This is a genomic window from Bradyrhizobium sp. PRIMUS42, from assembly GCF_023006515.1.
Taxonomy (GTDB): domain Bacteria; phylum Pseudomonadota; class Alphaproteobacteria; order Rhizobiales; family Xanthobacteraceae; genus Bradyrhizobium.
The window spans coordinates 1-8693 of sequence record NZ_JALBGZ010000225.1 but is presented as its reverse complement, the minus strand read 5'-3'; the positions used below and the strand labels follow the sequence as shown (position 1 = coordinate 8693).

9 protein-coding genes and 2 pseudogenes are annotated in these 8693 nt (G+C 60.8%); 9 read left to right on the top strand and 2 right to left on the bottom strand.

Features of this window, described 5'->3' with window-relative positions; all coding sequences use genetic code 11:
* Window positions 1-456 precede the first annotated feature (456 nt).
* The 7 genes and pseudogenes from MOV75_RS18095 (at window position 457) to MOV75_RS18065 (ending at window position 5387) form a co-directional block, all read left to right on the top strand.
* Entirely contained in the window at window positions 457-627 is a 171-nt protein-coding gene (locus tag MOV75_RS18095; RefSeq protein ID WP_246927686.1) for a hypothetical protein, read from the top strand.
* Between the two features lie 313 nt (window positions 628-940).
* Window positions 941-1786, top strand: a complete 846-nt coding sequence (locus tag MOV75_RS18090) for a DUF4261 domain-containing protein (RefSeq protein WP_246927683.1) — start codon at window positions 941-943, stop codon at window positions 1784-1786.
* Window positions 1787-1947: 161 nt separating this feature from the next.
* Window positions 1948-2469, top strand: coding sequence for a DUF1629 domain-containing protein (locus MOV75_RS18085; RefSeq protein ID WP_246927678.1), 522 nt, complete (start codon window positions 1948-1950; stop codon window positions 2467-2469).
* Window positions 2453-2641 (top strand): hypothetical protein, encoded by a 189-nt coding sequence (locus MOV75_RS18080; protein WP_246927666.1) that lies wholly within the window; start codon window positions 2453-2455, stop codon window positions 2639-2641. Before MOV75_RS18085 ends, MOV75_RS18080 begins: the two co-directional genes overlap by 17 nt.
* 263 nt (window positions 2642-2904) lie before the next feature.
* Window positions 2905-4530, top strand: a pseudogene (locus MOV75_RS18075) (AHH domain-containing protein); the annotation flags it as partial.
* 27 nt (window positions 4531-4557) lie between these two features.
* Window positions 4558-4665: pseudogene (locus MOV75_RS18070) on the top strand (DUF3606 domain-containing protein); the annotation flags it as partial.
* Between the two features lie 353 nt (window positions 4666-5018).
* Window positions 5019-5387 (top strand): hypothetical protein, encoded by a 369-nt coding sequence (locus tag MOV75_RS18065; protein ID WP_246927660.1) that lies wholly within the window; start codon window positions 5019-5021, stop codon window positions 5385-5387.
* Window positions 5388-5448: 61 nt separating this feature from the next.
* Here MOV75_RS18065 and MOV75_RS18060 read toward each other — a convergent pair whose 3' ends face one another.
* Window positions 5449-5619, bottom strand: a complete 171-nt coding sequence (locus MOV75_RS18060; protein ID WP_246927657.1) for a hypothetical protein — start codon at window positions 5617-5619, stop codon at window positions 5449-5451.
* Between MOV75_RS18060 and MOV75_RS18055 the strand changes: the two genes are divergently transcribed.
* Together MOV75_RS18055 and MOV75_RS18050 are read left to right on the top strand one after the other, a co-directional pair.
* A complete protein-coding gene (locus MOV75_RS18055; protein ID WP_246927654.1) occupies window positions 5618-6031 on the top strand; it encodes a hypothetical protein in 414 nt (137 codons plus the stop codon). The two genes, MOV75_RS18060 and MOV75_RS18055, sit on opposite strands and share 2 nt — an antisense overlap.
* 526 nt (window positions 6032-6557) lie before the next feature.
* A complete protein-coding gene (locus MOV75_RS18050) occupies window positions 6558-6782 on the top strand; it encodes a hypothetical protein (protein ID WP_246927652.1) in 225 nt (74 codons plus the stop codon).
* Between the two features lie 508 nt (window positions 6783-7290).
* On the opposite strand, the gene MOV75_RS18045 is transcribed toward MOV75_RS18050, so the two are convergent.
* Window positions 7291-8693: FAD-dependent monooxygenase (locus tag MOV75_RS18045; RefSeq protein WP_247006309.1), on the bottom strand; the 1403-nt coding region annotated here is incomplete at its 5' end.

Here is an 8693-nt window from a genome sequence, read left to right as displayed (position 1 = left end):
CCCGGCGCAGCAGCATCTCGCGGCGGCGCCCCGACGCCAGCCGGCGCGCTTCCTCGCGACAGCGGATGGCTTCGTCGGCGAGTCTTTCGCCGAGTGTCGTGCTCTGTTTGAAACGACGCCGCTTCAGCATGGCGTACTCCCTCGTAGGAGGAGGCGGGAGAGCAACTGCGTTCTCATCACCGACCGATGCCAAGAGCGTTGCGGTGATGCATGAAGCCTAGGCCTGCCGCGGCGGCGAGTCTGTATCTTTTGATACGTGCCGCAGATTAAATTTCGACGTGATCTGAGCTTGTTGAGCGACTTACTCAAACTGAGTGCGAAATATGACCTAAGTTCACTATCGAACCAAAACGGTCCCTGGTAGCCTACCATCATCACCGGCCGAGGCTCTGTCCGTAGGCGTCGGTGGCTGAGAGACCCATCGTGCTCCCGCCTGCAATGCCAGGGAGCACACCGATGCCGGTGTATCGGCCGACGCCTGTCGACCATGACCAGACAGAATACATGCGCCAGATCGTGCGCGAGGCTCGCGAGCTCTTGAAGCAGCCGCCACCCGATACATTCCTGGGACGCAAGACGATGGACGTGCCTCCGAAGGAGGAGCCGCCGGACGTGGAAGTCCGGTGATGATCTAGTGTGTCAGCACGCTTGCTCTGGTCTGAAGCGCGAGGTGCAGGAATTGGTGAACGCGATCGGCTGGTCATCGGCGAAAGCCTCGCCGTCCACGAAGCCGCGCTCGCGGTACAGAGCCGGCGCGGGCTTGAACGGCGCCGCTTCCGGTCTCGAGGCTGGGCGCTTTAGCTTGGCGCACGAGAGTGTCCCGCAGCCGCGCCGCAGATCATCGAGATAGGTCTCCTGCCCAGCTCCAAGCCGAAACCCCTGTTGAGCTTCAACAGAAGGCAAGAACGTCGATTGACATTGTTCTCCATTTGTTCTATTCATGGGCGCGATTTCAACCTCTGGGCGAACAGCAAAGTCGAATTCGTCCGTCATTTCCGCGGGTCAGTTGATGAGTAACTCGCTTCTCTCTTTGGTCCTATTGAACAATCCCGTAACGCCGGACATGTCTGCGGTCGCCAAGGTCATTCACGCCCGACATCCGGAGCTGGCACCGGAGGCGATGGACGACGGTCGTGCGCAGCAGGCTCAGGCAAACTCGCCGCTCATTCGCTGCGGCAAAGAGCTCGTTGCCGTCATGTCGATGCCGGCACCCGTCCCGGACGATCAGGGACTGTGGGCGCGCGCTGCCACGACGTGGCCGGAGAGCAAGGCCGTGGCCGCCCGGCATCGAGGTCATCTGATTGTATCGATGCTCGGAAAGGGTGAGCAGCCGCTGGTCGCCGCGCGCGTCACGACCGCAGTCATCGGTGCGTTGATTGCGACGATGCCGGAGTGCTGCGGCGTGGTGTGGGCCGGCCGTGTCGCGCGGCCCGTTGATCTCTGGCTCGAAACGTCCCGCGATTCTTTCGCACCGTATCCCGGCTATCCCTTCGGGCTATGGGTCGACATTCTGCCGTTCGGCTCAGGTGTCAAGATCGGCGCGGTCACGATGGGACTATCCGCATTCGTCGGCCGTGAGATCGAGTTCGTGACCGGCAAGCTCACGCTTCCGGCCTTGTTCGACAAGGTGGCGGGACTGTCCATGTATCTGATCGAGCATGGCAGTGTCGTGAAGGACGGCGACACGATCGGGGCAAGCGCGAGCGAGCGCATCCAGGTTCGTTACAAGAACTCCGAGGTGTTTGGGGGGCTGCCGGTTTTTTGCTGTACTGATGATTCCGTGTAAATGGCCGGCGTCGGCACACCGCGCCAGGCTGTATTAGACCTACGTGTAACGAGAGAAGACTGATGGTTGGTTCTCCTCCAGAGAGGCGCCGGGGTAAGGCGAAGGCTCGAAGGTTCTATGTCGTCGGTCTGGCTCGGTTTCAAACGGCGCCGGGATGGGAGATGGAGAATCTCGCAGTTCTCGCAGGCGGACGCCAGGTACTCATTCCACCACCGGGGCGAGGCTTCGTGCCTTTCCCTGAACCACCGCGACTTGTGATCGACAAATCTCTCGGCCGCGCTCCCACGGACTGGGAGCTCTTTCACGACTACCATCTCGTTTCGGACCGTATGAAGAGCCTTCTTGAAGTATTGGATATGGAGGGCGTTCGTTTTGTCAGATGCGAGACACGTTACCGAGACGGCCGTGCGGCACCAACTTATTGGCTTTGTGATGTCGTCAGGGTCCTCGATGCCGTCGACGAAGCGAAATCGGTTCTTGAGATCGAATATCCTACGCCCGGCCGCAAAGTTTACAATCTGAGGGGAAGAAGCAGCCTCGTCTTCAAAGAGGATAGTGTCGGGGCGGCTCATATCTTCAGGCTTCTCTTCTATCCCACGATAGTCTGCGACCAGGTCGCTAAGGATGCGTGCAAGGAGGCGGGCATGAGAGGCATCGGATTTACCGATGCGACCAAGTATTGAACTGATGCGCCGCGTTGTCGATCTTGAAAATCTTTCGTCGAAAGATCCGCCGATCAGAGGCAAGAGCCTTCTTGTCCAGCCGCGTCTCATCGGCAGGATGGTGTCAGGCATTTTGCTGCGTCCGTTGTCGTGGCTGCTCGTTGACACGTCGGGCAAAACACCGGCAGAATAGTATGGTCTAGAGAAGTCGGGCTCGCGAGATATCGCGAGCTTTTTTTATTGCCATTCTTTGCGGCCAGGCGTTTTCCTGGCTGCTCATGCGAAGCCTCGCATCGAGCAATTGCATGGCGCCTCGAAGGCATTGCTGGTTATCAGCTGCCGCCTCGCCCGACAGCAGGGGCGAGCAATCAAGACTGACAATTTAGTTTCCTCCACTCGCATGCGGGCACCGACGTCTGGGGCCGCGCTGATTCATGCCTTGGCGCAACGCAAGAGGCTAGCATGTTCCAGATCCATCACATCTTGCCACAGAGCCTTGCTGGCCACTTCACACTCAAGGTCTTGGGCAATCGTTTCAATCTTAATGGCATCAAGAATTTGATCGATCTTCCATCAAGTCAGGAAGCTGCTCGAGAGTTAGGATCAAGCCCTCATACAGGAGGCCATCTTGCGAGCTACAACAAGATGTTCTGCAAATTTCTCAAGGAGCTCCAGTCGCACCCATCTTTCGCCGCCGCTGAGAAAGGCGATGCTGCTGCTGTTGATCAACTGGATGCCGAGATGAGCAGCTTTCTTGCAGCTGCCAAGCACGCGTTGGCGAGGGGGCATTTGTTTACCAATACGCCTTTGGGAATGACGCCCGAGGGCGCGAACAGGCATATCGATGACTGGCATGAAAATTGGAAAACATATGCCGAAGAGAATCGCGACAGCATTCGGCAGATGCAGGACACTGTTGATCAACTTCATGCTGCCAGCCAATGGCGAGGCGCTCTGCGTGCTCCCATCCTCCTTCCTGACGGGACTCTCAGTCTCGCAGACAAGTTAGCGATCATAAGGCGCTACTCGCGGGAGAGTCGCACTGATTCACCTATTTCGCAGCACTTCGCAGCTGTTGAACCTGTTCCCGACCGGCCTGGCCTCATTCCTCCAGTCATTGATACACGGGTCCCTCCCTTTATTCCGCCTTTGCCTGAAGATTTGAATCGACCGGAAGGATTGACGCCGGGTCCGCCTCAAACTTATGGGCTTCCCGGTTTGCCTGCCGCCGATCCCCGAGGCTTTGGGCCGCTACCTCCCACTACGGTGTCCCCTCAAGATTCGCTGGTTCTCAGGTTCGATCCGGCTAGCGGGGCTCCGCTGCCGTTTTTCGAGCGCTCCCCGATCCTAGATCCGGACCCTCCTTCGGCCGCCGCGCCGCCTAACGCGCTGTATGGCGTCGCAGCAGTCGCGGCGCTCGGAGTGGTCGCTCCGCAACTCCTCCCGTTGCTTGGAATGTTAGGCGCTGTGGGGCTCGCAGGGACCGTGCCGGCTCGCGCTTCTGGTGCGGAGAGCGGCGCCGGGATAACCGGTGGAGGCGTCTTCTCCACCGGCACAACTCCATACGATCCGCTTGCCTCGAGCAATCCTTCCCCTGGGGCAGGCGGCAGTTCTCTTGGGCTCGCGCCCGGATGGCTGGTTGAAGACAATTCTCCCAAACCAGAACATGCCAGTACGTTCGTAGACCGCTTTGGCAACTGGGCGAGCACGCCAAGCGGCACCATGCCTGCCGAGCATCTGCCTCAAGTTGCGCCCACGCCTGCCGCAGGATCAGTCGCGCCCGAAGATAGCCGGCGCCTCACCCGCGTCAACGAGTTCAACGCGGGCACCGTATTCACATCGGGAAGTGCGCCGATCCCGCATCTGCCATCCACGGAGTTCAACGAGCGGTTCGGCAGCTGGACCGTGCCGACCGCTGACGCGCGGCAATCGCAGCCTAGCAGGCCGATCGGCACGTTTGCGGATGAGCCGAGCTACCTCATTCCGCCGCCCATCTTCGGAGTGGATGGTCCAGGCAATCCGCGCAAGGACGCCGAAGAGTGGTTCTCGCGTTGGATACGGCCGTTGCTTCCGCCGGAGTGAGGACTGATCTCAGAGTAGCGTACGCCGGTTGGCTACGAGGCAAAGAAGACGGGCCGCGCGGCCTCGGCGGCGAAGAAGGCGGTCAAGAAGGTGGGCAGAAGCCGGAAGAAGGTCGAGCACAAGCTGGGGCGCTGATGCCGCTTCCTCAGGCAGAGCAGGACGCTGAGCGTTCCTCTAGCGGACACCGCAGTTTCCCGGACTCCACATTCTACGCCATCTAGGTAGAACTGCGCAGGCCGGGGCTGGCATTTGATCCCAACAACTATTTCAACCGGCAAGGGGCTATCGCGAGATAGCCCCTTTTTAATGCCCTGTGCGCTGTTTGCCCTCGCAAGAATCCTTTCAACTCGGGAACTGCGGCTCTCGCGACGGAATTGGTTTGGTGCTGGCTCGCCGCCGAGCCGGCGGAGCGGCCCCGGCCATACCCCCCAAGCCCCCCTGCCAGCCGGGGCCGTCTCTCCGCCCAAGCGTAGTTTCGGAGTAAGCGTATGCGTTCATCGCCGTCGATCGTCCCGACTGATCGCCTCGACCGGGACATCTATCTGGTGCTTGAGGATTTTGGCGCGCGTGCTGGCTGCGCTTGGCGCGAAACAGACGAGCAAGACACCGACCGCGACACCATCGTCCGCGACTTGCTGTCAGGCCAATACACCTATCCGGTCCGCATCGTCGTGTTCAATGCGATCGAAGGCTACGCGCGCGACGCGACCGGCGAGATCGCCGATGAATTGGCGGAAGCTGTCGCTGAGGACGCCGAGATCACTCCGGCCTTACGAGCCTTCGTGGAAGCCAACGCCACGCGGCCATTTGGACTTCAACTGGCGCTACCGCTCCGCGGAGTGGTTCGCCCACCTTAATGGGCACACCATAGCGATCCGCGCTCCTGAAGGGAGGGGCCGCTAACAAAGTCTGCCAAGCCTAGGTACAGCGCTGATCAACGATGACTTTAGTCGGCTGTTGGAGTTGCGCAAGCCGCGCTTCGAGCTCTGCCTTTTTAGCGACTATCCTTGCGGCGATAATCTCATCGACGTCTGTGTGGAGGGCCCACAATTCATCGATGGACATACTCGTGAGTTGCTGTTTATCCATGATCGCACTCGAACCAGAGCCTGCTGGTCCGTTGACGCGAGGTCGGCAAGCAATCGCCGGTCCCTCGAATATCCCTTATGCCTGTTTTCGTGCCGCCAGATTCAGCCGATCTCTCGTCAAGCTGGCTCCCTGCCTGCTTTGTGCGAGCCTCATCTTCGGCCTGGGCTACTTTCTGTCGAATCTGTTCCAATTCGGAAAGCTTGGAAGCAAGCGCTTCGAGACGTTGGCGCAAGTCGGCAACGCGACTATACATCCGGCCTCCCGGCACTACGGTACACTTGTGAACACTACGACGGCCTCGGCATCTGGAGGTTTCTGGCTCGATGCCGAGGCCGCTTTTCCGCACCGGATCGAAACCAGAGCGGCCGATCAGAATTGCGGTCATCTTCAGTTCCCGCGATTGCAAATGTGAATCGCGAAAAGCGGCGATCAATTTGTCGCCGCTGCCTAACCGCGTGAGTCAGCGGCTCGGCGACACGGCAGACAGATCGCCGGAGCGGCCCTCGCGAACCCTTCGCAGTAGTTCCCGCTTTTCTTGACCGGTCAGTTCGAGCTCTCACGTACTAGCCGGACGACCCTGCGGGCACCGTCCGACACCTCTACAACAGGGTGCGCATCTAGAAAGTTCTCGGCTCGGGTGCGCGTCTTTGTCTGTCGGGCAATCGATCTCGTAAACTGCGCGGGCAACGCCGGACAATCGACCGCGTACGCAACATATCGCATGGCATTTTCCGGGTGCGGAACACTGCATTCTCCTACGCAATTACGGTTCCACCGGCAGAGTGGCTGTGAGAATTGACCCGGTTGCCGCGAGCGCCGGCCGCCGTCTGGAATCGGTCATTCGAAACGGCCGTCTCCCCAAACGGATTAAGGAACAAAATTCAATTGATTTAATTTATTTAATACTATTTAATCGCCTTTACCATTTGGAGGACGCCATGCCAGACCAACACGACGACCGTCGGGAGTTCTTGAAGACCTGCGGCAAGTTCGCGGCGGTGACGCCGCCGACAATTACACTCCTGCTCTCGACGTCCTTGACTTCCGACGCGATTGCGCAGTCTGGCGCGCGCGGTGTCCATCATCACCATCACGGCAACAATGGCAAAGGCAACGGCGGCGGCGACGGCAGTCCTAACGGTAAACCCGACAAGGACCGCTGAGTTGTCACGCATGACTGCTGCGGAGAGACAACAATGCGGGCCAGACGCGGCGACATAGATTGGCATTTCGCCTCTATTGTTGTTTCGCTGATCTGGCTGGCGTTGCTTTCTGCCACGCTTCTCGCGGTGCTTTTGCTTGGGCACCCCTGAAGGGAGTGGACGGCTGTCGCGCGTGAGTTTGACACGTCGGGCAAAACACTGGCAGAATAGCATCATCGAAAGAGTTCGGTTCGGCCCGCGCGGAGCAATCCGTCGCGGGCTTTTCGTTTGGGCCATGATATTTGAAGGATTAGAGATGACAAACATCAGGGGACGCGCTGCTCTGACTGTCACTTGCTGAGCGCGAGCGCCGTCGACTTCGGCGGCTGACCGCGATGGATAAGGAAGGCGCTTTCATCTTAGCCGGAATTCAACTCGACGAACGAAGCTGCCGGGACCGACGCGCCTTCGACTAGCGAGCGCACGAAGGTCCGGAGTCTAAGCCGCGTGGTTTTGCGCCGAAGCTGAACTACTTGGCAGCCGATCCAAACCACCGCGTCAGCGCATCCTCTAACCCGCCTTGGCTCCCGTCTCCCACCCAGGCGACATGTCCGTCGGGCCGCACCAGCACGGCGCGGGGCGCGGCGACCTGGCCGATCGCGGGAAGCTCCCATGGGCCGTCATAGGCGGCGTCGACGACACCGATGCGGTCCGCCCAGGGCGTGACGTCGATGCCGCCTCGCTTGTCAAAATCGAGCAGCACACCCCGCGCGCCGTGCAGCAGCGTGAACAGTTTTTGCTTCTGTCCTTCGACCGTCAGGTCGAGATCGGGCATGCGCCGCCCCAGCAGCGCGTGGCCTTCACCGAGATCATAGCTTATGTCGAGCCCGCTCATCATCGCACCGAAACGTTTGCGCGGCTCGTCCATGCCGAGCAGTTCGGCGATGGTGTCGCGCGCGGCCTTGCGGCCGTCGTCGCCGCGGCGGAGCAGGGCGATTTGCGCCATGGTGTTTTTCAGCACGCGCGCGCCGACCGGATGGCGCTCGGTGGGGTAGCTGTCGAGCAGGCTGTCGGGCGAGACGCGATTGACCACCTGCGCCAGCTTCCAGCCGAGATTGACGGCGTCCTGCACGCCGGTGTTGAGGCCTTGCCCGCCGACGGAGTGGTGGATATGCGCGGCGTCGCCGGCGAGCAGCACGCGTCCGCTGCGATAGGACTCGGCCTGCCGCGCCGCATCGGTGAAGCGGGAGATCCACGCCGGGTTTTGCAGACCGAAGTCGGTTCCGTACACGGCCGCGAGCGCATCGCTGAGGTCGCGCTGGGTGGGCGAACCGGTGCGATCGAGGGTTGCTTCGGTCACGACGACCAGCACGCGCCCGCTCTCGGTCTTGCTGAGGCCGTGGAAGCCGAGCGCGTCGTGACGCAAGCCGAATTCCGGCTCATCGCGCATCTCGACCTCGGCCATGAGGTTGCTGAGCGTCGGATCGGAGCCGGCGAAGTCGATGCCCGCGGTCTTGCGCACCAGGCTGCGACCGCCATCGCAGCCGACCAGGTAATCTGCCTGCAGCGTCTCGCCGCCGGACAGCGTCACGTCGACGCCAGTCTCGTCCTGCGCGAAGCCAGTGACCTCGCGCTCACGATAGAAGGGGATCGCGAGCTCCATGGCCCAATCGGCCAGGATGCGCTCGATGTGGTTCTGCCGCAGCGCAAGCCCGTAAGCGTGCCTTGTGGGGAGGTCGCTGATGTCCAGTTTGGTCCAGGCGAAGCCCGCGAGCTGGACGATCTGTCCCTCGCGCAGGAAGCGGTCGGCGACGCCGCGCTGATCGAGGATCTCGATGGTGCGCGCGTGCAGGCCGCCGGCGCGCGTCTCGACAATCGCCTGATCGGGGCGCCGTTCGACGACGGCAACGTCGACATGAGCGAGCGCGAGCT

Excerpts from the sequence above, each read along its gene's own strand:
- MOV75_RS18060 (WP_246927657.1), bottom strand. The coding sequence starts at position 5,619 with ATGGATAAACAGCAACTCACGAGTATGTCCATCGATGAATTGTGGGCC.
- MOV75_RS18050 (WP_246927652.1), top strand. The coding sequence starts at position 6,558 with ATGCCAGACCAACACGACGACCGTCGGGAGTTCTTGAAGACCTGCGGC.
- MOV75_RS18085 (WP_246927678.1), top strand. The coding sequence starts at position 1,948 with ATGGAGAATCTCGCAGTTCTCGCAGGCGGACGCCAGGTACTCATTCCA.
- MOV75_RS18065 (WP_246927660.1), top strand. The coding sequence starts at position 5,019 with ATGCGTTCATCGCCGTCGATCGTCCCGACTGATCGCCTCGACCGGGAC.
- MOV75_RS18055 (WP_246927654.1), top strand. The coding sequence starts at position 5,618 with ATGATCGCACTCGAACCAGAGCCTGCTGGTCCGTTGACGCGAGGTCGG.
- MOV75_RS18095 (WP_246927686.1), top strand. The coding sequence starts at position 457 with ATGCCGGTGTATCGGCCGACGCCTGTCGACCATGACCAGACAGAATAC.
- MOV75_RS18090 (WP_246927683.1), top strand. The coding sequence starts at position 941 with ATGGGCGCGATTTCAACCTCTGGGCGAACAGCAAAGTCGAATTCGTCC.
- MOV75_RS18080 (WP_246927666.1), top strand. The coding sequence starts at position 2,453 with ATGCGACCAAGTATTGAACTGATGCGCCGCGTTGTCGATCTTGAAAAT.